At 70.7% G+C, this 25,612-nt stretch carries 26 protein-coding genes; 15 read left to right on the top strand and 11 right to left on the bottom strand.

Features of this window, described 5'->3' with window-relative positions; genetic code table 11:
* Position 1: 1 nt before the first annotated feature.
* Together AC5Y43_RS06195 and AC5Y43_RS06190 are read right to left on the bottom strand one after the other, a co-directional pair.
* Positions 2-433 carry a hypothetical protein gene (locus tag AC5Y43_RS06195; protein ID WP_499970324.1) on the bottom strand — a complete coding sequence of 144 codons (432 nt, stop codon included), beginning with the start codon at positions 431-433 and terminating at the stop codon, positions 2-4.
* A gap of 512 nt (positions 434-945) precedes the next feature.
* Positions 946-1,629 (bottom strand): phosphodiesterase, encoded by a 684-nt coding sequence (locus AC5Y43_RS06190; protein ID WP_499970498.1) that lies wholly within the window; start codon positions 1,627-1,629, stop codon positions 946-948.
* A 428-nt stretch (positions 1,630-2,057) separates the two neighbouring features.
* Between AC5Y43_RS06190 and AC5Y43_RS06185 the strand changes: the two genes are divergently transcribed.
* The 11 genes from AC5Y43_RS06185 (at position 2,058) to AC5Y43_RS06135 (ending at position 11,205) form a co-directional block, all read left to right on the top strand.
* The gene (locus AC5Y43_RS06185) at positions 2,058-2,558 is read left to right on the top strand and encodes an STAS domain-containing protein (RefSeq protein WP_499970322.1); all 501 of its coding nucleotides are present in this window, start codon (positions 2,058-2,060) and stop codon (positions 2,556-2,558) included.
* A 246-nt stretch (positions 2,559-2,804) separates the two neighbouring features.
* Complete coding sequence (locus AC5Y43_RS06180; RefSeq protein ID WP_499970496.1) at positions 2,805-3,908, top strand: polyprenyl synthetase family protein; 1,104 nt, start codon at positions 2,805-2,807, stop codon at positions 3,906-3,908.
* A 19-nt stretch (positions 3,909-3,927) separates the two neighbouring features.
* Entirely contained in the window at positions 3,928-5,448 is a 1,521-nt protein-coding gene (gene crtI, locus AC5Y43_RS06175) for a phytoene desaturase family protein (RefSeq protein WP_499970320.1), read from the top strand.
* Entirely contained in the window at positions 5,445-6,395 is a 951-nt protein-coding gene (locus tag AC5Y43_RS06170; protein ID WP_499970318.1) for a phytoene/squalene synthase family protein, read from the top strand. Before crtI ends, AC5Y43_RS06170 begins: the two co-directional genes overlap by 4 nt.
* The gene (locus tag AC5Y43_RS06165) at positions 6,392-6,715 is read left to right on the top strand and encodes a lycopene cyclase domain-containing protein (RefSeq protein ID WP_499970316.1); all 324 of its coding nucleotides are present in this window, start codon (positions 6,392-6,394) and stop codon (positions 6,713-6,715) included. The genes AC5Y43_RS06170 and AC5Y43_RS06165 overlap by 4 nt, the downstream gene beginning before the upstream one ends.
* The gene (locus AC5Y43_RS06160; RefSeq protein ID WP_499970315.1) at positions 6,712-7,023 is read left to right on the top strand and encodes a lycopene cyclase domain-containing protein; all 312 of its coding nucleotides are present in this window, start codon (positions 6,712-6,714) and stop codon (positions 7,021-7,023) included. The genes AC5Y43_RS06165 and AC5Y43_RS06160 overlap by 4 nt, the downstream gene beginning before the upstream one ends.
* Positions 7,010-7,735, top strand: a complete 726-nt coding sequence (locus AC5Y43_RS06155) for a class I SAM-dependent methyltransferase (protein WP_499970313.1) — start codon at positions 7,010-7,012, stop codon at positions 7,733-7,735. The genes AC5Y43_RS06160 and AC5Y43_RS06155 overlap by 14 nt, the downstream gene beginning before the upstream one ends.
* On the top strand, positions 7,732-9,246 hold the full coding sequence (locus AC5Y43_RS06150; protein ID WP_499970311.1) for an FAD-dependent oxidoreductase: 1,515 nt from the start codon (positions 7,732-7,734) through the stop codon (positions 9,244-9,246). Before AC5Y43_RS06155 ends, AC5Y43_RS06150 begins: the two co-directional genes overlap by 4 nt.
* Positions 9,243-10,238: a Rieske (2Fe-2S) protein gene (locus tag AC5Y43_RS06145; RefSeq protein ID WP_499970309.1), complete on the top strand. Its 996-nt coding sequence runs from the start codon at positions 9,243-9,245 to the stop codon at positions 10,236-10,238. The genes AC5Y43_RS06150 and AC5Y43_RS06145 overlap by 4 nt, the downstream gene beginning before the upstream one ends.
* Position 10,239: 1 nt before the next feature.
* Positions 10,240-10,653, top strand: a complete 414-nt coding sequence (locus AC5Y43_RS06140) for a DUF2784 domain-containing protein (RefSeq protein ID WP_499970307.1) — start codon at positions 10,240-10,242, stop codon at positions 10,651-10,653.
* 36 nt (positions 10,654-10,689) lie between these two features.
* Positions 10,690-11,205, top strand: a complete 516-nt coding sequence (locus tag AC5Y43_RS06135; RefSeq protein ID WP_499970305.1) for a MarR family winged helix-turn-helix transcriptional regulator — start codon at positions 10,690-10,692, stop codon at positions 11,203-11,205.
* Here AC5Y43_RS06135 and AC5Y43_RS06130 read toward each other — a convergent pair.
* Genes AC5Y43_RS06130 through AC5Y43_RS06120 form a run of 3 tightly spaced genes read right to left on the bottom strand, consistent with a single transcriptional unit; the run spans position 11,155 to position 13,480 of the window.
* A complete protein-coding gene (locus AC5Y43_RS06130) occupies positions 11,155-12,432 on the bottom strand; it encodes a glycosyltransferase (RefSeq protein WP_499970303.1) in 1,278 nt (425 codons plus the stop codon). The two genes, AC5Y43_RS06135 and AC5Y43_RS06130, sit on opposite strands and share 51 nt — an antisense overlap.
* 24 nt (positions 12,433-12,456) lie before the next feature.
* Complete coding sequence (locus AC5Y43_RS06125) at positions 12,457-12,957, bottom strand: TspO/MBR family protein (protein WP_499970301.1); 501 nt, start codon at positions 12,955-12,957, stop codon at positions 12,457-12,459.
* 22 nt (positions 12,958-12,979) lie between these two features.
* Complete coding sequence (locus AC5Y43_RS06120; protein ID WP_499970299.1) at positions 12,980-13,480, bottom strand: MarR family winged helix-turn-helix transcriptional regulator; 501 nt, start codon at positions 13,478-13,480, stop codon at positions 12,980-12,982.
* 154 nt (positions 13,481-13,634) lie between these two features.
* Between AC5Y43_RS06120 and AC5Y43_RS06115 the strand changes: the two genes are divergently transcribed.
* Genes AC5Y43_RS06115 through AC5Y43_RS06105 form a run of 3 tightly spaced genes read left to right on the top strand, consistent with a single transcriptional unit; the run spans position 13,635 to position 17,527 of the window.
* The gene (locus AC5Y43_RS06115; RefSeq protein WP_499970494.1) at positions 13,635-15,719 is read left to right on the top strand and encodes an MMPL family transporter; all 2,085 of its coding nucleotides are present in this window, start codon (positions 13,635-13,637) and stop codon (positions 15,717-15,719) included.
* Entirely contained in the window at positions 15,716-16,195 is a 480-nt protein-coding gene (locus AC5Y43_RS06110; RefSeq protein ID WP_499970297.1) for a TspO/MBR family protein, read from the top strand. The genes AC5Y43_RS06115 and AC5Y43_RS06110 overlap by 4 nt, the downstream gene beginning before the upstream one ends.
* A 3-nt stretch (positions 16,196-16,198) precedes the next feature.
* A complete protein-coding gene (locus tag AC5Y43_RS06105; RefSeq protein WP_499970296.1) occupies positions 16,199-17,527 on the top strand; it encodes a cryptochrome/photolyase family protein in 1,329 nt (442 codons plus the stop codon).
* A 12-nt stretch (positions 17,528-17,539) separates the two neighbouring features.
* Here AC5Y43_RS06105 and AC5Y43_RS06100 read toward each other — a convergent pair whose 3' ends face one another.
* The 3 genes from AC5Y43_RS06100 to AC5Y43_RS06090 form a co-directional block, all read right to left on the bottom strand.
* The gene (locus AC5Y43_RS06100) at positions 17,540-18,619 is read right to left on the bottom strand and encodes a GGDEF domain-containing protein (protein WP_499970294.1); all 1,080 of its coding nucleotides are present in this window, start codon (positions 18,617-18,619) and stop codon (positions 17,540-17,542) included.
* 106 nt (positions 18,620-18,725) lie between these two features.
* A complete protein-coding gene (lipY, locus tag AC5Y43_RS06095) occupies positions 18,726-20,366 on the bottom strand; it encodes a triacylglycerol lipase LipY (RefSeq protein ID WP_499970293.1) in 1,641 nt (546 codons plus the stop codon).
* A 177-nt stretch (positions 20,367-20,543) separates the two neighbouring features.
* Positions 20,544-21,281 carry an acyltransferase gene (locus tag AC5Y43_RS06090; protein ID WP_499970292.1) on the bottom strand — a complete coding sequence of 246 codons (738 nt, stop codon included), beginning with the start codon at positions 21,279-21,281 and terminating at the stop codon, positions 20,544-20,546.
* A gap of 80 nt (positions 21,282-21,361) precedes the next feature.
* On the opposite strand from AC5Y43_RS06090, the gene AC5Y43_RS06085 reads away from it, so the two are divergent.
* A complete protein-coding gene (locus AC5Y43_RS06085) occupies positions 21,362-22,684 on the top strand; it encodes an outer membrane protein assembly factor BamB family protein (protein ID WP_499970290.1) in 1,323 nt (440 codons plus the stop codon).
* A gap of 3 nt (positions 22,685-22,687) precedes the next feature.
* Here the strand turns inward: AC5Y43_RS06085 and AC5Y43_RS06080 are convergent, their stop codons facing one another.
* Genes AC5Y43_RS06080 through AC5Y43_RS06070 form a run of 3 tightly spaced genes read right to left on the bottom strand, consistent with a single transcriptional unit; the run spans position 22,688 to position 25,599 of the window.
* Entirely contained in the window at positions 22,688-23,371 is a 684-nt protein-coding gene (locus AC5Y43_RS06080) for an esterase (protein ID WP_499970288.1), read from the bottom strand.
* Positions 23,372-23,425: 54 nt separating this feature from the next.
* Positions 23,426-24,598, bottom strand: a complete 1,173-nt coding sequence (locus AC5Y43_RS06075) for a THUMP-like domain-containing protein (RefSeq protein ID WP_499970489.1) — start codon at positions 24,596-24,598, stop codon at positions 23,426-23,428.
* A 17-nt stretch (positions 24,599-24,615) separates the two neighbouring features.
* Positions 24,616-25,599 (bottom strand): class I SAM-dependent methyltransferase, encoded by a 984-nt coding sequence (locus AC5Y43_RS06070; RefSeq protein WP_499970287.1) that lies wholly within the window; start codon positions 25,597-25,599, stop codon positions 24,616-24,618.
* Positions 25,600-25,612: the final 13 nt, after the last annotated feature.

The raw sequence follows: 25,612 nt of genomic DNA, 5'->3' as shown, positions 1-25,612 counted from the left end.
GTCAGGGCACCTGCCGTGTGGTGAGCGGCCCCTTGGACACGTCGCGGACGAGCGCGTCGCGCAGGGATCGCGGACGAAGGACGGGGCTGGCGGTGCGCCCACCGTGCACCATCCCGTCGACCGCCACGGCCAGGGCCGCCACGGAGCTCCAGCGGGGCGACCAGCCCAGCTCGGCGCGCGCCCGGTCGGTCGCCAACAGCGGCAGCGCGAACGCCATGTCCAGCCAGCCGCGGTCGATGGACTGCAGCCGCGCCCGCCACGACGCGTCCACCAAAAGCCTCAGCACGGCCGACGGCACGTGAATCGGCCGCGCCCCCAACACATGTGCGATGTCATCGCGGGAGACCGGAGGTTCGGCGGCGAGGTTGAACGGCCCGAGCGCGCGCCGCTCGATCGCTGTGGCGCAGGCGTCGGCCATGTCGTCCGCATGCACCATGGACACCCGCAGCGCGGTCCAGCGGCAGCACCGGCAGCCGGCGCACCGATCCGGGCGCGAGGTAGGCGGGCAGCGTGTAGCGGCGCCACCCTGCCGCCGCGTCGCGTTGCATGATCAGCCCGGGCCGCATCCGCGTGATGCCGACCCCGCCGGGATTGCGCGCTTCGTAATCGTCGAGCAGTTTCTCCGCCGCCGACTTCGCCCTGCCGTAGGCGGAGGAGGCCAGCCCCGCCGTCGACCAGGATTCGTCGACCTGGTGCCCATAGCGTCCCGCGGCACCACGCAGTCGGCGTCGCGAAAGACGTTGCGCAGCTTGGCCTCCGCGCCGGGGTCGGCGAGATCAAGCTGCTGCCAGTCGGCTGACCGATAGACGCCGTCCGGCGGCGGCTGCCGCCGCGCGATGCCGACGATGTCGTAGTCGGTGCCGCCTGCGGCGACCCGGCGCAGCAGGCGGTACCCACGTTGCCGCTGGCCCCGGCGATGACAAGGCGCTTCGAGGGCATCGGCCGTCACTCCGCGCCGCGGCCCCGCCGGCTGTGCTGGTAGGCGCGGGCCCGCAGGTCGGCGAGCCATCCGGGATAGAGGCTCAGCCCGGGGGCGATGTTGACGACCGGGTCGAACGAGACGTCCGGCCGGGGGTCGAGCACACCCGTCAGCGTCAGCCGGGCCAGCGGCGTGAAATCGGACCTGCCCTGGGCCTGGTCGATGGCAAACTCGATGCCGCCGCCATCGAGCGCGTCGCGGACGCTGTCGAGCGACAGGCCAAATCCGTTGGTATCACTTGAGCTTCGGGCCCGCAGCCACCAGATGCCGCCGCGATGGCGGTACGGCATGAGGCTGGTCAGCGTCTGCCCACTCCACGACGTGGTCGGGCGCAGCGCCGCGGCCCGGGTCAGCACCCCCGAACCCGCGGAGACGAGCAGGATGTCCCACGGCGTCGCGGCCGCCTGCCGAGGTGCGACGCGGATCGCCAGCCCGACGAAATCGGGCAACGACCCGGGCATCCCGACGGCCTTGGAGACCCGGGCGACGACCTCGGACGACGGCAGGGGCAACCCCTCGGCGGCGGGCGCGACGCGTTCGACGACGCCCTCGGCCAGCACGCCGACCGGGTGGAAGAACCGGTGCCCGCGCAGGGCGGCTCCCCACTGGAAGGGCTTGGCCGCAACGTCGAGAAGTCCGGAAACGTTCACCGGCGCCGGGTTCCCGTTCTGCCGCTGGAAAAACCCCGCCAGACGCTCGTCCCGATCGGTCACCAGCGATCCGCCGTCGCATCGGCCCGCGGGGGAGCGCACAGACGAACGCCAGGTGACCGCAGCGGCGACGCATCGCCTTTATTGGGGCTTCCATTGGGCCACCGCTCGCAGCCGTTACGGATCAGGGCGGCGGCCGCATACCCGCTGCCGAGACCCCGAACCGACCGCGGCCCAGCGGGTCGGTAAGCGAATCCGTGCGCTGGTAGTGAGGCCGAAATACGAAGACTTCGCTGCCCCCACGGGCTCAGCCCGGCACCAGGCGGCCGCGGCGCTAGTCTCGTGTCAGGTTGAGCTAACAGCTGGACATCACGGAGCGCGGTACGCGACGCACCCTTCGCTCCCCCCTCATCTGGATCGGCGCACACATGACTGCTCACCTTTCCCCCGGTTCGCCCGGCCCCCCGGGCCAAAGCCAACCCGTCCGCTGCCGCTACACGGCCGACTTCGACGGCGTGCGACTTTTCGTCTACGCCCGCAGCCTGGGCACCGTCCTGCGCTTCGCCGGCGAAATCGACGCGTCCAACGCAAACGACGTCGCCGAAGCGATCCGCCGTTTCCGCCGCCTGAAAACGCCGCTGATCCTCGATCTGAGTCACCTGGACTTTCTCAGCATCGACGGCTTTCGGGCGCTGCTCGCCCTCAACAGCGAGCATCACCAGGCCCGCGTGCATTGCAGCGTGGTCACCGGCGCCGCGGTCCGCCCGCTGCTGCACCTCGTCAAAGACCACGGCCTGCCCGTCGTCGGATCGGTGCCCGAGGCCCTGCAGATCATTGAAGACATCGTCAGATCGCAGCGCGGGTTCCTCGCGGGCCTGGTCCGAAACCCCCAGCACGAGCCCGCACGCGTTGCCGCCATCCCGTCGTGAGGCCGGGAGGGCGCGATTTCGGCCGCCACTGGCGGATCCGTCAATCATTCAGTAAATTAATGTTTCAATAACTTAACCGCATGCGGCTGCCGGCCCGGGCCACGCAAGCGGGTCCGACGCTGCCCGGTGTTTGTGTTGTCGTCGAAGGGGTATCAACGCGTGAACCTGAGCCGTTCGAGCCGGAGGCGGAGCGACGTCGCGAGGGAGGCTTTGTTGGGACCTGTGCGCGCGTTACCCGGGGTGCGGATCACCGAGACCACACCGTTAGGCCCGGCGCATCTGCTCGACCCGAATCAGTGCGAAACCTGGCGGACGGGTTTCCGCCAGGCCGTGCAGTCGAAGGTCGCCGAGTTCGTCGCCGCCCGGTGCGCCGACGAGCTGGGCGCCTGCGGCGTCGAGGTCGCTCGCGACGTCCTGGTGGAGTTCGTCCGTGGCGGCAAATGCCTGCGATCGACCTTCATGTACCTGGGCTGGCTGTGCGGCGCACCGGCCAGCGACGCGGCCCTGTCGGCGACCGCCAGCCTCGAACTGCTGCACGCCTTCGCGCTCCTGCAAGACGACGTGATGGACGATTCGGACTCGCGACGCGGACGCCCCGCAGCGCACCTCCAATTCGCGGCCTGGCATCGCCGGCGCGGGCTGTCCGGCTCGTCGCGACGGTTCGGCGAATCTGCGGCCATCCTGCTCGGCGACCTCTGCCTGATCTGGGCCGAGCAGATGCTGCGCGACAGCGGGCTGCGCCAGTTCCACCTGACGCGGGCCTGGCCGCGCTACGACGCCATGCGCACCGAGCTCGCGGTAGGCCAATTCGCCGATCTGGCAACCGATCTGCGCGACCTGCCGACGCTGGAGGCGGTGCTCGAGGTAGCCCGCCTCAAGTCGGGCAACTACACAGTGCGCAGGCCCTTGGAGATCGGGGCCGCGATGGCCGGCTGTGACGGGCCCGCTTTGGCCGCGCTGGGTGACTACGGCTGCGCCGTCGGCGAAGCGTTTCAGCTGCGCGACGACATCCTCGGTATCTTCGGCTCACCCGCTGCTACCGGCAAGCCCAACAGTGGAGACCTGATCGAACGCAAGGCCACCAGCGTCGTGGTGGCCGCACATCAGTTGGCCGACGCGTCGACCCGGCGGCAATTCCGCCAACTGATGGACAGCGACCGGCTCGACGATTCCGCGCTCGAGCACTGGCGCAGCCTGATTTGCGCTACCGGCGCCGTGGGATGGATCGAGGACATGATCGCCCAGCGCGTCGAGACCGCACGAAAAGCGCTGGATCGCAGCACGCTTGACACCAGCTTGACCGCCGCGCTGATCGATATGGCCGGCCTGTGCACACGACGGGCGGCTTGAGCGTGGCAGGGGGGCACCAATGAGGACGGTCCGGGGGCGCACCGATCACGTCGTCGTGGTCGGTGCGGGATTCGCCGGGCTCGCGGCCGCGCTGCACCTGGCCGGGCGCGGCCGGGAAGTAACGGTCGTGGAGCGGCAGCCCTGGCCCGGCGGCCGGGCGGGCCGTCGCGACATCGACGGCTATCGCATCGACACCGGTCCGACGGTGCTCACGATGCCCGATCTCATCGACGAGGCGTTCGCCGCCGTGGGCGAAACCGCCTCGCAGCGGCTGGAATTGATGCCGGTCGACCCGGCCTATCGGGCGATGTTCGCCGACGGCAGCAGCATCGACGTCCACAGCGACGCCGACCGGATGGCCACCGCGGTGCGCGAGTTCGCCGGCCCGCGTCAGGCCGACGGATACCGTCGGCTGCGCGACTGGCTGAACCGGTTGTACCGCACCGAGTTCGACGGGTTCATCGCCGCCAACTTCGACTCCCCGCTCGCCCTGCTCAACGGCCGGCTGGCCCGGCTGGTGATGCTCGGTGGATTTCGGCGCTGGGACACGATGGTCAAACGCCACCTCAGCGACCCCCGGTTGCGCCGGGTGTTTACCTTCCAATCCCTGTACGCCGGTGTCGCGCCGCAGCATGCCCTGGCGGTCTATGCGGTGATCGCCTACATGGACACCGTTGCGGGCGTGTTCTTTCCGCGCGGCGGCGTGCGCGCACTGCCCGACGCGCTGGCCGCGGCGGCCGCCGACGCCGGCGTGCGGTTCTGCTACGGGTCGACGGTCACCGCCCTGGAGCGCGCCGGCGAACGGGTCACCGCCGTGCACACCGACCAGGATCACCGCATCGCCTGCGACGCGGTGGTGTTGACCACCGAGCTGCCGCAGACCTACCGGCTGCTGGGCCACCGGCCGCGGCGCCTCGTCCCGCTGCGCGCGGCGCCCTCGGCGGTCGTCCTGCACGTGGGATGCCGCGCCGCGCCGCCCCAAAGCGCCCACCACAGCATCCTTTTCGGCGCGGAATGGGAAACGACGTTTACCGACATCGTCGACGACGGGCGACTCATGGCCGACCCCTCGCTGCTGGTCACCCGGCCGACGGCCAGCGACGCGAGCCTGGCCCCTGCCGGCCGCGACCTGCTCTACGTGCTGGCACCGGCGCCCAACCTATCGCGCGACGGCATCGACTGGCCGAATATCGGTGGCCGGTACGCGGATTCCCTCCTCGACGTCGTGCAGGACCGGCTGCTGCCCGGAGTGCGCGACGACGCCCGGCTGTTGCACGTCGACACCCCCGCCGACTGGGCCGCCCAGGGCATGGCGGCGGGGACGCCGTTCGCGCTGGCCCACACGTTCGCTCAAACCGGACCGTTTCGCCCCGCCAACATCGTGCGCGGCATCGGCAACGCGGTGCTGGCCGGGTCCTCGACCCTGCCCGGCGTGGGGGTGCCGACCACGCTCATCTCGGGCCGACTGGCCGCCGACCGCATCACCGGAACAACCTCTCGGAGCGCCAGGACACTCGACTTGAAGGCCGGATCGCGATGATTCGCGCGGAACTGGACGCCGCCGGGATCCGGGATCCGCGCCTGCGCGCGGCCTATCGGCGCTGTCGGCAGATCGCCGCCGAAAACGGCCGCACGTATTTCCTTGCCACGAGATTGCTGGCACCGGATCAGCGCCCGGCGGTACACGCGCTGTACGCCTTCGCCCGCCACGCCGACGACATCCTCGACGAGCTCAATCCGGCACTGGACGGATCCGTGCGGGCCGAGGCGCTGCGGCGGCTGTCGGATCGCTTCTTCGCCACCGGCGAGCGCCACGACGAGCCCGTCCTCGCCGCGGTCGACGATACCGTCCGTCGTTATGGGATCGCCACGGATCTGTTCGAGGACTTCCTCGCCTCCATGCGCATGGACCTCACCGTCACCGACTATCCGGACCGCCCGGCGCTCAATCGCTACATGCGTGGCTCCGCGGAAGTCATTGGGCTGCAGATGCTTCCGATCCTGGGCACGGTAGGCGCTCCGGTCGACGCCGCCCCGTACGCGGCGGCGCTGGGCCGGGCCTTCCAGCTCACCAATTTCCTGCGCGACGTCGACGAGGATTTGACGCGCAACCGGATCTACCTCCCCGCCGACGAACTCGCCGCTTTCGGTGTGGACCGGGCGCTGATGACCTGGTGTCAGGCGCACCGGCGCACCGATGCGCGGGTGCGGGCCGCCCTGGAGGCTCAGCACGACATCACCCGCGAGATCTACCGCTTCGCCGCCAAAGGGGTCGCGTTGCTCGCGCCCCGTTCCCGCCCGTGCGTGGCGACCGCGTTGACGCTCTACTCCGAAATCCTCGACAGCATTGAGGACTGCGACTTCTCGGTGTTCACCCGGCGCGCCACCGTCGGCACGACCCGACGACTCCGGGTCGCCGGCGGCGCCCTCCTGCAGGCGTGGCGGGTCCGGCTGGCCCAACCCGAGCGGAAAGCCGGTGCGGCGTGATCGACCGGTGGCAGTACCTGATCCTGCTCGGCCTGTGCCTGGCGGTCACGGCGCCGCTGGAGTTGTTCGGAGCCGGCGTGTACCGACAACCGCGCCGGCTCGCGCGCGCGGTGTTCGGCGTCGCGGCGGTGTTTCTCGTCTGGGACGCGGTCGCGGTCGCGGCCCACGTGTGGACCTACAACGACAGATACATCAGCGGAGCCCACCTACCGTTCGGGATCCCCGTCGAGGAAGCGTTGTTCTTCCTGGTGATCCCCGTGTGCGCCCTGCTGACCTACAACGCGGTGACGACCATCCTCGATCGGGTCGGGCGCCGATGAACGGCCTCGGCTACACCGTGCCGGCGATCGCGTCGGTCTTGGCGGTGTGCGCGCTGGAGTTCACGCTGTTGCACACCGGCCTGTTCCGCCGGCCCGCCTACTGGCTGTCGATGGTCATCGTGTTGGGATTTCAGGTCCCGGTCGACGGCTGGCTGACGAAACGCAGCGCCCCGGTCGTGATCTACGACGAACACCAAACCAGCGGCGTGCGCTTTCCGTTCGACATCCCCATCGAGGACTTCCTGTTCGGCTTCGCGCTGGTGACCGCGGTGCTGCTGTTGTGGGAGCGCCAACGTGCGCGTCGGTAAAACGGGCCTGCCCCGCGGCGAGGTCCCCGGCGCCTTCGACGGGGGCGCGGCGGCGTATGACCGGCTGGTCGGCGCCAATCCGTACTACCACCCGAACCTGTGCCTGTCGGCCCGCCGCATGCGGCTGCCGGGAGCGGGCCGCGGATTGCGCCTGCTCGACGCGGGCTGCGGCACCGGCGCTTCGACGGCCGCGCTGCTGGCGGTGGCACCCGAGGCGGAGATCGTCGCCGTCGACGCGGCGCGCGGAATGCTCGATGCGGCAAGGGAAAAGCCGTGGCCGCAATCCGTCCGCTTCGTGCACGCGCGCGTCGAAGACCTGGACGAGCACGGCATCGCCGGACCGTTCGACGGGATCTTGGCCGCCTACCTGCTGCGCAACCTCGCGGACCCGGACCGCCAACTGCGCGCCTTCCGCGGATTGCTGCGGCCCGGGGGAAAGCTTGCGCTGCACGAGTACTCGGTGCGCGATTCCCGCGCCGCGACCCTGGTCTGGCACGCGGTGTGTTGGGGCATCATCATTCCCGCCGGCTGGTGGCGCACCCAAGACACCACCCTGTATCGGCATCTGTGGCGCAGCGTCCTTACCTTCGACGGGGCGGCGCGGCTGGAGCGCCGGATGACCGACGCCGGATTCGCAGGCGTGCGCCGCGAGACCATGCCGGGCTGGGAACACAATGTCGTGCACACCTTCTTGGGCAGGGCAACCCAATGACGGACCGTCGCCGCCGAATTCATCAGCCGCCGCCGGGATTACCCCACGCCGGCGCGCTGTCGCGGCGCCCCCGCGCCGTCGTCGTCGGCGCCGGGATCGCCGGCCTGGCCGCCGCCACCGGGCTCGCCGAGCGCGGGATCGACGTCGGCATCGTGGAACGCCAGCACTATCTCGGCGGCCGGGTGGGCGGCTGGACCGAACACCGGGGTGGCGCCGAGCTGGCGATGAACCGCGGGTTTCACGCCTTCTTCCGCCAGTACTACAACCTGAGGGCCCTGTTGCGCCGCGTCGATCCCGACCTGCGCATGCTCGCACCCGTCCGTGACTACCCCCTGATCGACGGCGCGGGCCGGCGCGACACGTTCCGCGGATTGCCCCGCACCCCGCCGTGGAACGCGCTCGCGTTTGCGTTGCGCAGCCCGACATTTCGGCTCGGCGACCTCGCGCGCATCAACGCGCGGGCCGCTGCGCCACTGGCCGCGGTCTCGGTGCCGGACATCTACCGGCGGCTCGACCACATCGACGCCGAAACCTTCCTGAAGAGCATCAACTTCCCCGAGTCCGCGCGGCACCTCGCGTTCGAAGTATTCTCGCGCAGCTTCTTCGCCGAGCCGGCGCAGTTGTCCGCCGCGGAACTGGCGACCATGTTCCACATTTACTTCCTGGGCTCCAGCGAGGGCCTCATCTTCGATGTCGCCACCGCCAACTTCGATGTGAGCCTGTGGAATCCGCTGCGGAGCTATCTGAGCGACAGGGATGTTCGGGTACACCTCGGCGCACCGGTGTCCCGGATCACCACCGGGGGCACGAAAGCCCTTCGCGTGCACACCGATTCCGGTGAGCACCTGGACGCGGACGCCGTTGTGCTGGCGCTCGACGTGGCCGGACTGCAACGGGTGGTGGCCGCCTCGCCCGGCCTCGGCGACGATGCATGGCGCGCCCGGATAGCGCGGCTGCGCACCGCGCCGCCCTTCGTGGTGCACCGGCTGTGGCTGGACCGGCGCGTCGACGCGGACCGGCCGGCCTTCCTCGGCACCGCCGGCCAGCAGCCCGTCGACAACGTGAGCGTGCTCGAGCGCTACGAGCACGAGGCCGCCGCGTGGGCCCGCAGTCACGACGGATCGGTCGTCGAATTGCACTCGTACGCGGCCAGTTCCGCATCGACGACCGCCGCGGCGCTCGGGCGGCTGCACCGCCTGTATCCGGAAACCGCGGCGGCGCGGGTCCTCGACGAATGTGAACTGCGCCGCGCCGATTGTCCCCTGTTTGCGCCCGGAACGTATGCGGAGCGACCGACCGTGGACACGCCGCAGCCGGGACTGGTACTGGCCGGCGACGGGATCCGCGTCGACCTGCCGGTGGCGCTGATGGAACGCGCGGCGACCACCGGTTGGTCGGCCGCCAATCGCCTGCTCGCCTCGTGGGGGCTGGCCGGCCACCCGCTGTGCACGGTTCCCACCCGCGGGCGCTCGGCGTTGCTGCGGTCACTGGCCGAGCGGCGGCGGCGATGAGCGTCGGTGACCGCGTGCGCCGACGGTGGCCGAAAGACTGGCCCATCGGTGTGATCCCGCACGTCCCATGGACACAGCAGCGCCCGACCTACCGCGACGCACAGCCGGGGATCATCGGTGCCGCGCTGGACCGGTCCCAACGCCGCCCGACCGGGAACTGGTTCGTGTTCGCGGCGAGCAGCGACGTGCGCACCGGTCGCCCGTTCGGAGCGCGCGTGGCCGGCATCGAGTTGGTCGCCTGGCGCGACGGGCGCCGCCGCTTGCGCGTCGGTCCCGCGACGTGCCCCCACCTGGGTGCCGATCTCGCCGACGGAGCGGTTCGCGGGGGCGTCCTGTTCTGTCGCTGGCACGGGCTGGCCCTGGACGGCGACACCTGCGAGTTCGGCTGGAAGCCGTTCCCCTGCCACGACGACGGCGTGCTGGCGTGGGTGCGCCTGGACGCAGTCGGGCGGGAAGACCCGCTGGACGCGCCGGTGATCGCGCCGCGGCCCACCGGCGACACCCTGGCGGCGGTCGCCCGGGTGGCCGGTCGGTGCGAACCCGTCGATATCGTCGCCAACCGGCTCGACCCTTGGCACGGCGCGTGGTTTCACCCGTACTCCTTCACCCGCCTGGAGGTGCTCACCACTCCCACCGAGCACGACGACCGCTTTCTGGTCTCGGTCACCTTCCGAATGGGCCGCCTGGGGGTGCCGGTGATCGCCGAATTCGCCACGCCCGAGGCACGCACCGTCGTGATGCGCATCGTCGAGGGCGAGGGCACCGGCAGCGTCGTCGAAACCCACGCCACGCCAACAGGTCCCGGGCCCGACGGGCGGCCGGGCGTCACCGTTGTCGAGGCCGTCGTCGCGACCTCGCAGCGCCCGGGCTTCGCAGCCGCGCGCCACGCCGGCGCGTTGATCGCACCGCTGATGCGCCGTGCCGCCACCCGGCTGTGGCGTGATGACCTGGCCTACGCCGAACGCCGCTACCAAGTCCGCACGAGGGGCTGACATGTTCGTCGTCAGGCTTACCGCGGGCGCACACTTCGCCTACCTCCTCTACGTGCCCGCCGGCGGATTTCTGGCGCTGCGGTGGCCGCGCACCGCCTGGCTGCACGCGGCGGCCGTGTGCTGGGGCGCGGCGGTGGTGACGCTGCGCTGGCCGTGTCCGCTCACCTCGCTGGAAGACCGGGCGCGCGCCCGCGCCGGAATGAAGCCGCTGCCCGCAACGGGATTCATCGACGGCTACGTGGCCGGCGTGTGCTATCCGCGGGGACGCACCCGCGCCGCCCAGGCCCTCGCCTTCGCCGCGGCCGCCGTGTCCTGGATCGGCCTGGCTGCGAAACATCGGCGTGGCCGCGGGCATCGAGGGCAGCACCCTCACCCGGAGGCCGGTGTGACGCCGACCATCCCGGCGCTCGGGTAGGGTTCGCCGTGACGTCTGAGTGAAGGATGCGGGTAGGTGACCAAGCGCCGCGCACATGACCCACCGCCCGACCGGGCCGAGCTGGAAAGGCGGTTGTCGGCCGACATGCGCGCCATCACCGCGCAATCCGACCGCATCGGCCGTCACTTCGCCCGGACGAACGACGTCAGCAGCAGCGACTTCCACGCCCTGCTCCACATCATGGTCGGCGAGACCGCGGGCAAACCGCTGTCGCTGGCCCAGCTGCGGCAGCGCATGGACGTGTCTCCGGCCGCGATCACCTACCTCGTCGACCGGATGATCGAGGCCGGCCACATTCGGCGCGAGCCCGACCCCGAGGACCGGCGAAAGTGGCTGCTGCGCTACGAGGACAGCGGTATGACGTTGGCGCAGGGCTTCTTCCGGCCGCTGCGTGTTCATCTCAACGCGGCGATGGCGGACTTGACCGACAAGGATCTCGCCGCGGCCCATCGGGTCTTCACGGCGATGATCGCGGCGCTGTCATCGTTCGAAGACGACCTCGCCGGCGACCCCGCCAAAACCTCGCGGTAGCACCCGACCGGGCAAGCGCCGCTCGACCAGGTCCGCCCCGCGCGCCACGCCGCCGGTCGCGGCGAACCCGGCGGCCACCCGTCGCGCGCCCGCGGCCATCGTGGCAGCCTCCCGCACCGCGGCCAACAGCCGCGCCGCGGTCAGCCGCCTGGCCGGCAGCCGGGTGCCGCAGCCCGCGACCTGCACGCGGCGCGCGACCTCCGCCTGATCGCGGGCAAACGGCACCGCGCACACCGGAATACCACGGTCCAGCGCCTTCACCGTGGTACCCATCCCCCCGTGCGTGACGGCACAGATCGCACGGTCGAGGACCACACCGTGGTTCACAAACCGGCACACCGTGGCATTGGCTGTCCGCGGCAACCCCTCGGGCACGCCCGCGGGAAACGTCGCGACGACATGGACCGGCTCGTCAGCCAACGCCTGCAGGGCGATCCGGCCCAGCCCGGCGTCCGCCTGCGCGATGGAGGACGTGTTGACCAGGACGATCGGCCTGTCGATGGCACTCACCCAGCCCGGGACCGCCGCGGGCGCCGGCTCGAACGCACACGCGCCGATGAAATGCACGTCGGGCCAGTCCGGATGCGGGTACTCGAACGGCTCGCCGCCGACCGCGAGCAGCAACGGGGCGCGGCGCATGAGCCCGTCCACCGACGCGACCGTCGGCACCCCGAGCCTTCTCCGGATGGCGTTCACCCGCGGCACGATCCGGCGATCGAAGAGGTGGCTCACGACCGGGCGCACCGCAGCATCGCGCATGTTGCCCGCCACACCGGGCAGCGGCCGCAGGCCGGGACCGAACGGCGGTGCCGCACGCGACCTGAGGTAGGGCGTGAACGGTGAAAACACCAGCCAGGGAACGCCAGCGGTCTCGGCCGCCGACATGGCTCCCCAGCAGTTGGCATCGACGATGACCGCGTCGGGCCGCACCCGCGACATCGCGTGTCGCACATCGTCGACTTCGATCACCGCGCGCCGGCACAGCACGTCGACGGTCCGCCTGAGGACCCCTAACGCGTTGGGCGCCAGCCAGTCCCGGCCGCTGATGGCCTCGATCCGCGGATCGACGGCCTCGGCGCGGAAGCCGATCGCGCGCATTCCGGGAACTTCTGCGGCCAGGGTGCGCAGGTGAATCTCGTGCCCGCGCCGGCCCAACTCGCGCAGCAGTGCTCCCAGCGGATACAGATGCCCCAGCGCGGGCGACCCGTAAGCCAGAATCACGGCCATGCTCGCGACCTCACGAAATCCGCGTCACGGCGCGTCGATCCGGCCGCGGTTCAACGCCCAGATGTGGGCGGACAGCACGGACGCGAACGCGCACCACGCGGGATAGAGCATCAGCGGTGCCGCGTTCCTGCCCCGGACGGCGATGGCGCGACGGGCCAGATCCGCGCTGCTGAGCGTCAGCACCGCGTTGAGGCCGACGGCTGCCGCCAGCCGGCGCCGATTGAAGAACACCCACGACCAGCCCGCGTTCAGCACGAGATTGAGGCCGAGCCGCATCGCATACGGCCGGGCCGCCGGCCGGCTGCCGGTCTGGCACAGCCGGTCGACCACGTTCGCCGACACCACCGCGATGTCGGCGTACAGCGCCGGCCACACGATGGGGAACACCGCCCGCGGCGGCTGATACGCCGGTTTGTGCAGCCTCTGGTACCAAACCGATTGACTCGCCGGGCGGGTGGCCAGCCCACCAACCACGGACGTCGCGGCGACCGCCGCGAAGGCCGCGCTCAGAGTGGAAATGCGCATCGGGGATCCTCTACGTTCACCGTTATGTCGTACCCACGCCGGCGCCAAAGACTCCCACTTCGTAGTGGAATCGCCCCATGCCATCGATCACCGCGGCCAGCACGCGATGCGCGGCGGTCAAATCGGCGTCGGGCAACCCCGCCATAGCGGCGTGGGTATGGGCTGCCAGCGGGACGAAGAAGTCGTCGGACATGTCCAGTTTTCGTCCCGCGTAGCGCAGGATGACCTTGCGGCGATCGGCGGCGTCGCGGTCACGGCGAACGTGACCGGAACGGATCATCCGCTCGACGAGGTAGGTGATCGCCGGCGCGGACAGTCCCATCTTGTGCCGCAGCTCCCCCGAGGTCAGCGGGGTACCCGAAGTTTCGGCGACCAGGATATGCAGCAATGCGCGAAAATCACTGGGGCGCAACCCATGCACCGCGGCGAAGGCACGACCCAACTGGTCGGATTCGGCGGTGAGGGCACGCGCGTCGGCCGCGATCAGCGCCTCCAGCCCCGCGCGCTCGGTGGCACCCGTCATCAGAATCGCAGCATACCAGGCAATTGTTAATTTGATTAATGTTTAAGTGACTGAAAGGATCGCGACTGTGGTGTGGGACGCTCTGGCCAACGTCGTGACGGGCCGGCGTTCCTGGCTGCCCGGATTGGCGGCGGTTCTGCTGGGTATTGCCCTCATGGTGTTCATCGGCGGCAACGCGGCGGCGGGTCAGGCACCGCAGTCGGTGCCGTCCGCGTCCGACTCCGCCAAGCTCGACGCCCTCGCCCCCCAGTTTCCCGGCGGCGGCCGGGCCCCGCTGATCGTCGTGGTCAACCGCGCCGACGGAGCGGCGCTCAACGCCGCGGACGTCGGCGCCGCACGGGCAGCCGTCGACCGGACGCTGGCGCTGTCCCGGCAACCCGGCGCGGCGCCGGTGCGGATCTCGGCCGACGGCAAGGCGGCTATCGGGATGGTGTCGGTGAGCGCCGAGTTGTCCGGCCTGGACCTCGACGACGCGGTCGCCGCGCTGCGCGGCGCCGCCGGCGCGGGTCTGCCCGCGGGGCTGCGGGCACACGTCACCGGGGGCCCGGCGTTCGGTGCCGACATCGCCAACGCGTTCACCAACGCCAACGTCACCCTGCTGGCCGTGACGGCGTCGGTGGTGGCGCTGCTGCTCATCGCCACCTACCGCTCCCCGGTGCTGTGGCTGGCGCCGCTGCTGGTGATCGGGTTCGCCGACCGGGTCGCCACGGCGGTGGGCACCGCGGTGGCGGGGCTGACGGGGCTGAGCTTCGACGGCTCCACTGCCGGGATCACCAGCGTGCTGGTGTTCGGGGCGGGCACCAACTACGCGCTGCTGCTGATTTCCCGGTACCGGCAGGAGCTTTCGCGCCATGGGCAAAGTTCATTGCCGCCGAGAGCCCCCAAAATGCCAACAATCACCGGCATGTCGCGTACAAACACGGGCGCTCGCGGGAACCGCGCGCCCGAGTCGGAACACCGCGCAGCGCTGCGCCGGGCGGTTCGCATGGCAGCGCCGGCCATCGTCGCCAGCAACGCCACCGTGGTGCTGGCGTTGCTGACGCTGCTGTTCGCGTCGACCCCGAGCACCCGCAGCCTGGGCGCCCTGGCCGCCTGCGGGCTGTTCGTGGCCGCCGTGTCGGTGCTGGTGGTGCTGCCGCCGGTGCTCGCGCTGTGCGGGCGGCGCCTGTTCTGGCCCTTCATCCCCCGCGCCGACGGCGGCGCCGGCCTGGATTCCGGGCCGTGGCACCGCGTCGCCGAATGGGTGAACCGGCGTCCGGCCGTGGTCGCCGTCGTCGCGATCGCGGTCCTGGCGGCCCTGGCCACCGGCCTGCTGGGAACGCGAATCGGGTTGTCGCAGACCGAACAGTTCCGCGTCCGCGCGGACTCGGTGTCCGGCTATGACGTGCTGGCCGCGCACTTTCCGGGCGGCACGGCCAGCCCCACGCTGGTCGTCGCCCCCACCGCCGAGGCCGAGCCGGTGCAGCGGGCGATCCGGTCCACCCCGGGCGTGGTCTCGGCGTCCGAGGCGGGCCGCTCGGCGACCGGGTTGACGAAGTGGTCGGTCGTGATCGACGCTCCGCCCTCGTCCGCACGCGCGTTCACAACGGTGGCGGCCCTGCGGGGTTCGGCGCGGGCGGCCGCGCCCGGCGCACTGGTGGGCGGCGCCGACGCGCAGGCGCTGGACGTCCGTGACGCCGCCACGCACGACCGGCGGGTGCTGATTCCGGCGATCCTGGCCGTGATCCTGGCCGTCCTCTACGTCCTGTTGCGTTCGGCGCTCGCGCCGCCGACCCTGCTTGCCGCGACGATCCTCGGGGCGCTGGCCGCGCTGGGCCTGGGCGGCTGGGCAAGCGTGCACGCCTTCGGATTTCCCGCGCTGGACAACGGCACCCCGTTGTTCGCATTCCTGTTTCTGGCCGCCCTCGGCGTCGACTACACCATCTTTTTGGTCACCCGCGCCCGCGAGGAGGCTTCACATCCCGGCGCCCACGGCGCCTCGTCCGGCATGGTCCGTGCGGTGTCGGCCACCGGGGGTGTGATCACCAGCGCGGGAATCGTTTTGGCGGCCGTCTTCTGTGTGCTGGGGGTGCTGCCGCTGATCGTGCTGACGCAACTGGGCATCATCGTCGGGCTCGGAATCCTGCTCGACACCTTCGTCGTGCGCACCCTGGTCATCCCCGCGCTGTTCGCCCTCATCGGCGACCGCATCTGGTGGCCCACCCACCCCGAACGCCAAACCCCCAGGGAGGCAACATGAACAAGCAGACGCTCGCCGGCACGGCGCTGGCCGTCGCGGCGGCCGCCGGGGCCGGCAGCATCGCCAGTCCGGCGCGCAACCCCGCCTGGTATGCGCGCCTGCGCAAGCCGCGCTATCAGCCACCCGGCGCGGTGTTCCCGGTGGCGTGGACCAGCCTGTACACCGACATCGCAGCCACCTCCGCGGTGGCCATCGACCACTTCCGCGCGGCCGGCCGCGACGACAAGGCCCGCGCTTACATCGCCGCCCTCGGGACCAACCTCGTCCTCAATGCCGGATGGAGTTGGTTGTTCTTCCGCTACCACAAACTCGGTGCCGCCGCCCTCGGCGCCGCGGCGCTCACCGCCAGCAGCGCCGATCTGGTCCGGCGGGCGGCCGACGCCGACGCGCGCGCCGGGGCGGCGCTGGCGCCGTATCCGTTGTGGTGCGGGTTCGCTACCGCGCTGTCCACTCACATCTGGCGCCTGAACCGCTGAATCATGGTCGCGCTGTTGTGGTTTCGCCGCGACCTGCGGCTGAAAGACCACCCCGCGCTGGCCACCGCCGCCGAAAGCGGGGACGTCCTGGCCTGTTTCGTCCTCGACCCGCGGCTGGAAGCCTCCTCGGGTGAACGCCGGCTGCAGTTTCTGGGCGACTCGCTGCGGCAACTGCGCCACGACCTCGACGGCCGCCTGCTGGTGACCCGCGGACCACCCGAGCGCCAGATTCCCCGCATTGTCAACGAGATCGGCGCGTCGTCGGTGCACATCTCGGCGGACTTCGCGCCGTACGGCACGCGCCGCGACGAGAAGGTCCGCGCCGCACTGGATCGCGTGCCACTGGTCGCCACGGGCTCGCCCTACCTGGTGTCACCCGGGCGCGTCGTCAAGAACGACGGCTCGCCCTACCGGGTGTTCACCCCGTTCCTGCACCGCTGGCGCGAGGTCGGGTGGCGGTCGCCGGCGAAATCGGGGCCCGAGTCCGCGCGCTGGATCGATCCGGCGCGCCTGCCGATCGAGCGGTGCGAGATCCCCGACCCCGGCGCCACCCTCGACGTGACGGCAGGCGAGGAGTCCGCGGGCGAACTCTGGAAGTCGTTCGTGGACAACGGCTTACACCGCTACGCCGCGGATCGCAACCGGCCCGACCTGGCCTGCACCAGCCGCATGTCGGCCCACCTGAAGTTCGGCACCATCCATCCCCGCACCCTGGTCGCCGACGTCGACCTGCGTGGCGCCGGGGCGCGGGCCTATCTGCGGGAGTTGGCGTTTCGCGACTTCTACGCCGACGTGCTGCACCACTGGCCGGCCAGCGCGTGGCGCAACTGGAACCGAAACTTCGACGCCATCCAGACCGACACCGGCGCCGAGGCCACCCGCCACTTCGAGGCCTGGAAGGCCGGCCAGACCGGGTTCCCCGTCGTCGACGCCGGCATGCGCCAGCTGCGCGAGACCGGCTTCCTGCACAACCGGGTGCGGATGATCGTCGCGTCGTTTCTGGTCAAGGACCTGCATCTGCCGTGGCAGTGGGGCGCAGCGTGGTTCCTCGACCAGCTCGTGGACGGCGACATGGCCAACAACCAGCACGGCTGGCAGTGGTGCGCGGGATGCGGCACCGATGCCGCGCCGTACTTCCGGGTGTTCAACCCGCTCAGCCAGGGCCAGAAGTTCGACCCTTCGGGCGACTACATCCGGCGCTGGGTCCCCGAGCTGCGCGCGGCCGGCGACCCGCACCTGCGCAAAGGCCAACGGCCACAGGAGTATCCGGCGCCGATCGTCGACCACGGTGCCGAGCGCGCCGAGGCGCTGCGCCGGTATCAGAGCATGTGAGTGCGCGGGCCGTCACTGGCGGTCCCGAGTGCGCACCACGTTCGAATAGTGGCAAACCCGGTCGCCCCCACCGCGTTTGGCCTCATACATGGCAGCGTCCGACGTACTGACGAGATCTTCGATGAGTTGCATGTCGGTGACGCTCTGGCCGCCGCCGACCAGGGCGCCCGCGGTGCCGATGCTCGCGGTGATGCGCAACGGCGTCAAAGCCACCGCACGGCGAAGTCGCTCGGCGAGCGCGGCCGGGTTCGGGGTGGAATCGATATCCGCGATCAAAAATTCCTCGCCGCCGAGGCGGCCGATGACCGCGCTCGGGCGGCAGTTCTCTTTGAGGACCGCGGCCACCGCGACCAGGGCCCGGTCGCCGACCGCATGCCCTTGCGTGTCGTTGATCTGCTTGAAATTGTCGAGGTCGATCAAGGCGATCACCAGGTAGGTGCCCGGCGAACCGCGCTGCCGCATCATCAGCTCATAGGCCGAGCTGTAGAACGACTGCCGGTTGTGCAGCCCGGTGAGCGAATCGCGGTCCGAACTTCGCAAATCGGCCCGCAACGCGTGCACCAGCAACTCGATCCCGAACGGCACGCCGACGTTGAGCGCCGCGACGGTGATCAGCGAGGCCGCGGTGAGCGCGACGTCGCCGGTGCTCACGACGAGGCGACAGGCCAGGACCACCGCGCAGGTGGCGGCCACGGCGAAGTTGGCGATCACATACCCAACCGTGTGGAAATAGGCGATGAACCCACCGACGACCGCAAACGTCGTGCACCCCAACAATCCCGAGTACGGGTTGGACAGCGTCAAGCACGTCGCCGCGATCGCGACGGTTGCGGCCTGCGTATACAGGATCGACTGGCGCCGGGTGGGCCAGCGCAGCAGCCACAGAACCGCGGCGGCGGAGCCGAGCACGGCCGCCGCCACCGCCACCGCCTTGGATCCCGGATGGTCGGGTCCGTATGGGGTGGCGAGCATCACCAGCGGGAGCGCCGCCTGCGACGCGGTGAATCCGAACGTCGCCAGCCGCCACACCCGCTGCAGGCCGCGGGTTTCCAGGTATGCGCTGAACCAGTCGAACTGATCCGATCTGCTCATCGCCGAACAGCCCTACGCGCCACGCCGCGGGTTTTGGAAGTCGTCCACCGACAACGGATTCAACACTACGACCAGGACGCGCGGCAATCCGCGCGGTCAAGGACCGTCAGGCCACCAAGCCGAGCTCCTGGTCGATCTGTGCCCAGTACTGCGGGCCGTCGAGGGTGAGGATCACCCAGTCGTGGATCTCGCCGTTGCCCAGCACGAAGTTGAACGGCGCCCCCGCCTGCGCGGCCAGCTGCTGCAGGACCAGCGCGTCGGGGGAGAGCGAATCCAGGTTGCCCGTGTAGACATACGTCTTCGGCAGTCCGCTGAGGTTCCCGTACAGGGGGCTCACCATCGGGTTGGTGATGGAAAGACCGTTCGCCCACGCCTTGCCGATCAGTTGCCCCGCCCCAACGGGAAGCAGGGGATCCTGGACCAGCCCGATGGCGGGGTTGGTCATTCCCAGGTCCAGCCACGGCGACAGCAGCACCATCGACGACGGCTCCTGATAGCCAACATGGCCGGCGATGTATTCGGTAGCCGCCAGCGCGAGGTTGCCGCCCGCGGAGTCCCCGATCACGCTGACGTGGGGGGTGCCGTGCGCGGCGACCTGCGAGGAGATGAACCCGGCCATGTTGGGCACCACGGTGCCGGCGGTGCCGCCCTGCTGCAGCAGCGGGTAGATCGGCACCTCGATGGTCGCGCCGGTCTGGTAGGCCATCACGGTGTACTGCAGCCAGTGGAAGATCGACGGCGGGAAGATGAAAGCGCCGCCGTGAATGGCGACCACGTAGTCGCCGGTCGGATGGGCCGGCGTGAGCTGCACGACCGGCATCCCGTTATATGTGGTGGTCTGGACCGTTTCGCCCATCAGCAGCGTCAGCAACTGTGGCGGGTGGTTGCCGATGAAGAAATCCAGGCCGGGGATGTTGCCGGTAAACAGCTGCAGCAGTGGGGAACTCGGCGACGAGATCATCGTGTCGAGCCCGGAGAAGGCCAGGAACGGCTTTACCGGATACAGCGCGGCCTCTTCGAGCCTGGTCACCAGCGAGGGGGTGCCGCTGTAGGCGCCGGTCTGGTTCGCCGCGAACGGCGGGTCCGCGCGCAGCCCGAAGATCCCGTTGAAGATCGTGTCGCCCACCCGGGTGAACCCGTTGATCGCCGTGGTCGGGGCCTGCTGGATTTCCTGCTCGACGAGGGCGAATCCGTTCCCGAGCGCCTTGGCGAACTCGGCGGGCAGGTTCTCCAGCGCCTGCTCCCACGAGGCCAGCTGCGCGACCGTCGCCGACGCGCTGGCGTGGTAGCCGCCCATCGCGGCGACGTCCTGGGCCCACATCTGCTCGTAGGTGGCCTCGGCGGCCGCGATCGCCGGGGCGTTCTGGCCGAACAGGTTCGACATCACCAGCGACACGAACTGGCCGCGGTTGGCCGAGATCATCGCGGGGTCCACGATCGTCGCCAGCGCCGACTCGTACGCGGTGGCCGCCGCGCGGGCCTGGGCGGCCGACTGCTCGGCCCGGGCGGCGGCCCCGCCCAGCCAGTCCACGTAGCGGACGGCCGCGGTCGTCATCGACGCCGACGCCGGGCCCTGCCAGGCCGCGCCCGTCAGGTCCGAGGTCACCGAACTGAACGCGTTCGCCGCCGAACTCAGCTCGCTGCCGACCCCGTCCCAGGCCGCGGCCGCCTCCAGCATCGGTCCCGGACCCGGGCCGTCGAGCAGCAGTAGCGAATTGACCTCGGGCGGCCACACGGAAAAGCTCATTGGTTCTCCCCTCGAAAGCCGGTCAACACCCCTTTAGGAAACTCATAGAAACGTACAACGTCGGGTCCGCTCGCCACCAGGAGATCGGGGCACGGCTTTCCCGGCCTTGACGCGGCGGGAAGGCGGTAAGACAACTGACCGGAATTGCCCGGGCTCGTGGACGTCAGCGACGGCCCGCTACCGCGCCGCCTTCTTGCGTTCGATGTCGGCCAGCGCGGCGGCCAGCTCGGCGCGCTGGGCGGCCGAACTCTCCCAGGACAACTGCCGGTTCTTGACCACCTTGGCCGGCGCGCCGACGGCGATCGAGTAGTCGGGGACGACGCCGCGCACCACCGCGTGCGAGCCGAGCACGCAGCCGCGACCGATGGCCGTGCCGCGCAGCACCGTCACCTTGACCCCGACCCAGGTGTCGGGCCCGATCCGCACCGGAGACTTGACGATGCCCTGATCCTTGATCGGAAGGGTGATGTCGTCCATGCGGTGGTCGAAATCGCAGACATAGCACCAGTCGGCCATCAACACGGAGTCGCCGAGCTCGATGTCGAGGTAGGTGTTGATCACGTTGTCGCGGCCCAGCACCACCTTGTCGCCGAACCGCAGCGAGCCCTCGTGCGCGCGGATGGTGTTCTTGTCCCCGATGTGCACCCAGCGCCCGATTTCCAGCTCCGCCAATTCGGGCGTCGCGTGGATCTCCACACCCTTGCCCAAGAACACCATGCCGCGCGTGATGATGTGCGGGTTGGCCAGCTTGAACTTCAGCAGCCGCCAGTAACGCACCAGGTACCACGGGGTGTAGGCCCGGTTGGCCAGCACCCATCTCAGCGACGCCAGCGTCAGGAACCGCGCTTGGCGGGGGTCCCGCAGCGTCGATCCCCGCCAGCGGCGGTGGAGCGGAGCATTCCACATGCTCGTCATGGCCGGAAAGCCTATCGGAGGCGTCGCGGGTTACCCTCACCTGTACTCGATCGCCGGTGTAAAGGATTTGGAACCCCGAGGTGCTTGCCCGACATCTCCCGCGCGGGCTTCGGCGCGGGTCGAGCGCCGCGCTGGCGGCCGCGCTCGCCATCGGGCTCGGGGGTTGTGGCAACACCGACTCGTGGGTCGACGCGTCGGCCGCGCGGGGCTGGCCCGCGCCCTACGGCGACGCCGCCAACAGCAGCTACACCGCGACGGCCGGCGCCACCAAGCTCTCGCTGCAGTGGACGCGATCGGTCAAGGGCAGCCTGGCGGCCGGCGCGGCGCTGAGCGCGCGCGGCTACCTCGCGCTCAACGGGCAGACCTCGGGTGGATGCTCGCTGATGGAGTGGGAGAACAACGCCAACGGCCGCCAGCGCTGGTGTGTCCGGCTGGTGCAGGGCGGCGGCTTCGCCGGCCCGCTGTTCGACGGCTTCGACAACCTCTACGTCGGCCAGCCGGGGACGTTTTTATCGTTCCCGATGACCCAGTGGACGCGGTGGCGCCGGCCGGTGATCGGAATGCCCACCACCCCAAGGTTTCTCGGGCACGGCCAGCTGCTCGTCGCCACGCACCTGGGCCAGGTGCTGGTGTTCGACTCCCACCGCGGCGAGGTCGCCGGCAGCCCGCTCGATCTGGTCGACGGCGTCGATCCCACCGACGCGACGCGCGGACTTTCCGATTGCGCCCCGGCGCGGCCGGGCTGCCCGGTCGCGACGGCGCCGGCGTTCTCGGCGGCGACCGGGACGGCGGTGCTCGCCGTCTGGCAGCCCGGCGCGACGGCGGCCGGGCTGGTCGGGCTGAAGTATCACGCGGGTCAGTCGCCGTTGCTGAGCCGGGAGTGGACGAGCGATGCGGTGGCCGCCGGCGTGATCGCCAGCCCGGTGTTGTCCGCCGACGGGGTGACCGTCTACGTCAACGGCCGCGACGGACGGCTGTGGGCGCTGCGCGCCGCCGACGGGAAGGTGAAATGGTCTGCGCCGCTGGGCTTTTTGGCGCAAACGCCGCCCGCGGTCACCCCGCAGGGGCTGATCGTGTCCGGCGGCGGCCCCGACACCCGCCTGGCGGCGTTCAAGGATGCCGGCGACCACGCCGACGCGATGTGGCGCCGCGACGACGTCACGCCGCTGTCGTCGGCCGGTCTGGCCGGCGGCGGGGTCGGCTACGCCGTCGTCGGCGGCCCGCCCGCCAACGGCGCGCCCGGCATGTCGCTGCTGGTCTTCGATCCCGCGAACGGTCACACCCTGGGCAGCTATCCGCTGCCGGCCGCCACGGGTTATCCCGTCGGGGTGTCGGTCGGCAACGATCGCCGGGTGGTGGCCGCCACCAGCGACGGCCAGGTCTACTGCTTCGCGCCGTCCTGAACGCTAAATCGCCAGCGGCGGAATGGCATTGCGCGGCACCGACGCCTGCGCCGCGCCGGCGAACGCCGGCAGCATCTCCCCCGGGGCGAAGTAGAAGATCAGCTGGTCGTCGGTGATCGCGAAGTTCTGGTAGTGCGACGGGTCGAGCCCGGTCGACGGCAGAATCGCTGCGCCCAACGGGCTTTGCCGCTCCAAGTCGCGCTGAACGATCGGGAAGATGGCGTCCAGCGGCGCCGCGCCGGGGGCGAACAGATTGTCGAATGTGATGGGCCGCTTGGCCCCGAGGTTGTAGTTGAACGCCTTGTACCAGGTCGACGTGCGCGATCCGCCGACGTCCTGGAAGAACTTGAGCACCACGCTGCGCGTGCCGGGCGGCGGCTGGCCGGCGGTGTGCTGCTCGGTGGACGCCTCCATCTGGTAGGGCTGGTCACGCGCGCCGGACGCCTGCGCGACGTTGACGAACCCGTCGCGGTTCTGCGTGATGTAGTCGGCCAGCGCCTGCTCGTCGGGATAGTCGGCGGGAAACGTCATGTTGAGCATGTAGGTCGGGCCGGTGGCGTGCACGTGACACAGCTGCCCGGCCTCGACCGTGCCGCCCAGGGCTGCACACGACGGCTCGGCAACCGCGGGCCAGGTCGGCAGGACCGCGGCGGCCAGCGCCGCGGTCGCTAACAACAGGTAACGCATCGTCGGATTGTCCTCGCAGATCAAAGGGCGGGGCGCCTGAGTGATGCAGCCAGCCTACCGGGAGGGACGACACACGAACGCCGTCGCATGCCCGGCGGCCCCCGAGCCGAGGCGGGCGATGACCACCGAAAGCGACCGCCCGCCGCGCGGGCGCAGCCGTCGCCGCAGCGCGTCGGGGTCCATGCGCACGCCGCGGACCAGGATCTCCAGCGTCCCGCAGTCCAGTGCCGCCAGGGCCCGGCGCAGCCGGCGCTCGTCGAACGCCAGCTGCTCGAGCACCTCGAAGCCGCGCACCCCGGGAGGCAGCCCATCCCCGGACAGGTAGGCGATGTCGGGGTCGAGTTGCCACAGCCCGTGCCGCGCGCCGTAGTGGCGCACCAGGCCGGCGCGCACGACGGCGCCGTCGGGGTCGACGATCCAGCGTCCGGCCGGTCGCACTCCGCACTCGTCGGGTTCGGCGTCGGTGAGGTGCTCGCCGAGATCCAGCACGCTCGCCCGCCGGTGCACCCCCGGGGACGTCAGCCCGGCCGGCCACAAGCACGCCTCCCGCACCGACCCGCGATACGACGTCACCTCGATCTCGCCGTCGAAACCCAGCCGCCGCACCTGCTCGAAATCGATTCCGGGAGCGCACTTTACGACGAGGTCCCGGCCCCGATAGGCGTCGGCCAGCGCGGGAAGCCCGGGCCGGTAGTCCTCGATCCCGAACCGCCGCCGCCCGCCGCTGCGGCGCGCCGGGTCGACGAGCACCACCGCGTCGCGGGTCACCGGGTGCAGGGCGTCCGCGCGGCACAGCCCGGCACCGGACCCCAGGTTGTGGCGCGCCATCGCCAGCCGCACCGGGTCGATGTCGCTGCCCACCGCCCGAATCCCCCGCGCCCGCAGCGCGGCCAGCTCGGTGCCGATCGAGCAGGTCGCGTCGTGCACCAGCCGGCCGGCCAGCCGCTCGGCCCGGTGCAGCGCGACCGGCGCCGCGGTGGCCTGCTGCAGCGCCTCGTCGGTGAACAGCCAGCCGGAGACCCCCAGCTCCCCCAGTTTTTCCACCGCCCGGCGGCGCAGCAGCGTCGTCTCGACCAGCGCCGGCGCCCTGTCGCCGAACCGGGCGCGCGCTGTCGCGGTGTCGGCGAGCCGGGTGGCGTCGCTCAGCTCGAGCTCGGCAATGCAGGCCAGCGCCGCGGCGCCGGGCTCCGAGCGCAGGTAAGCGACGTCGCCGCCGCTGAACCGCAGCCCTGCGAAAGCGCGGTTCAGGAGGGTTTGACCCCGGTGACCATCACGTTGTAGAACCAGCCCTTCGGCACCAGGTGCTGCCAGATGTTGGCGTCCACCCAACTCAGGGTCTTCCAGCCGGTGAAGGCGAACTTGGCCCACCCCCAGCCCAGCTTGCCCGGCGGCACCGTCGACTCGAAGGTGCGCAAGGGCCACCCGAGCATCGCGGCAGTGAACTCCTCGGTGGCGGTCTCGACCTGCTCGGCGCCGGCGCTGGTCGCCATTCGCTCCAGATCTTTCGGTGCAAAGGTGTGCAGGTCGACCACCCACTCCAGGGCCGCCGCACGCGAGTTCTCGTCGATCTCGGCCTGCGGGCGGCGCCAGGCGCTCAGCCCGGGCAGCTTTACCGCGCGAATGGTGATATTCCACGTCAGGTCGGCGAGCGCACGGGCGTACCCGTTGCCGACGTTGGTGGGCTCGCCCGCGAACACAAACCGGCCGCCGGGCTTCAGCACCCGCAGCACCTCACGCAGCGACAGCTCGACGTCGGGGATGTGATGCAGCACCGCGTGTCCCACCACGAGGTCGAAGGTGTCGTCGTCGTACGGGATGCCCTCGGCGTCGGCCACCCGGCCGTCGATGTCCAGCCCCAGCGACTGCCCGTTGCGGGTGGCGACCTTGACCATGCCGGGCGAGAGGTCGGTGACCGACCCGCGCCGGGCCACCCCGGCCTGGATCAGGTTGAGCAGGAAGAATCCGCTTCCGCAGCCCAGTTCCAGTGCCCGTTCGTAGGGCAGCTCGTGGATGACCTCGTCGGGCACGACGGCGTCGAAGCAGTGCCGGGCGTACTCGACGCAGCGCTGGTCGTAGGAGATCGACCATTTCTCGTCGTAGCTCTCGGCCTCCCAGTCGTGGTAGAGCACCTGGGCGAGCTTGCTGTCGTGTCGCGCCGCTTCCACCTGTTCTGCGGTGGCGTGCGGGTTGGGAACGGCGTCGCCGGGGAGGTCGGTACTCGTCGTCATGCAGGGCAGCCTA

The organism is Mycobacterium sp. NGS57, from assembly GCF_059812405.1.
This window is presented reverse-complemented; position numbering and strand designations above follow the sequence as displayed.

Coding starts and splice junctions, on each gene's coding strand:
- crtI (WP_499970320.1), top strand. CDS start 3,928: ATGAGGACGGTCCGGGGGCGCACCGATCACGTCGTCGTGGTCGGTGCG.
- AC5Y43_RS06105 (WP_499970296.1), top strand. CDS start 16,199: ATGGTCGCGCTGTTGTGGTTTCGCCGCGACCTGCGGCTGAAAGACCAC.
- AC5Y43_RS06185 (WP_499970322.1), top strand. CDS start 2,058: ATGACTGCTCACCTTTCCCCCGGTTCGCCCGGCCCCCCGGGCCAAAGC.
- AC5Y43_RS06170 (WP_499970318.1), top strand. CDS start 5,445: ATGATTCGCGCGGAACTGGACGCCGCCGGGATCCGGGATCCGCGCCTG.
- AC5Y43_RS06145 (WP_499970309.1), top strand. CDS start 9,243: ATGAGCGTCGGTGACCGCGTGCGCCGACGGTGGCCGAAAGACTGGCCC.
- AC5Y43_RS06110 (WP_499970297.1), top strand. CDS start 15,716: ATGAACAAGCAGACGCTCGCCGGCACGGCGCTGGCCGTCGCGGCGGCC.
- AC5Y43_RS06125 (WP_499970301.1), bottom strand. CDS start 12,957: ATGCGCATTTCCACTCTGAGCGCGGCCTTCGCGGCGGTCGCCGCGACG.
- AC5Y43_RS06115 (WP_499970494.1), top strand. CDS start 13,635: ATGGTGTTCATCGGCGGCAACGCGGCGGCGGGTCAGGCACCGCAGTCG.
- AC5Y43_RS06150 (WP_499970311.1), top strand. CDS start 7,732: ATGACGGACCGTCGCCGCCGAATTCATCAGCCGCCGCCGGGATTACCC.
- lipY (WP_499970293.1), bottom strand. CDS start 20,366: ATGAGCTTTTCCGTGTGGCCGCCCGAGGTCAATTCGCTACTGCTGCTC.
- AC5Y43_RS06140 (WP_499970307.1), top strand. CDS start 10,240: ATGTTCGTCGTCAGGCTTACCGCGGGCGCACACTTCGCCTACCTCCTC.
- AC5Y43_RS06160 (WP_499970315.1), top strand. CDS start 6,712: ATGAACGGCCTCGGCTACACCGTGCCGGCGATCGCGTCGGTCTTGGCG.
- AC5Y43_RS06070 (WP_499970287.1), bottom strand. CDS start 25,599: ATGACGACGAGTACCGACCTCCCCGGCGACGCCGTTCCCAACCCGCAC.
- AC5Y43_RS06120 (WP_499970299.1), bottom strand. CDS start 13,480: ATGACGGGTGCCACCGAGCGCGCGGGGCTGGAGGCGCTGATCGCGGCC.
- AC5Y43_RS06100 (WP_499970294.1), bottom strand. CDS start 18,619: ATGAGCAGATCGGATCAGTTCGACTGGTTCAGCGCATACCTGGAAACC.
- AC5Y43_RS06130 (WP_499970303.1), bottom strand. CDS start 12,432: ATGGCCGTGATTCTGGCTTACGGGTCGCCCGCGCTGGGGCATCTGTAT.
- AC5Y43_RS06090 (WP_499970292.1), bottom strand. CDS start 21,281: ATGACGAGCATGTGGAATGCTCCGCTCCACCGCCGCTGGCGGGGATCG.
- AC5Y43_RS06080 (WP_499970288.1), bottom strand. CDS start 23,371: ATGCGTTACCTGTTGTTAGCGACCGCGGCGCTGGCCGCCGCGGTCCTG.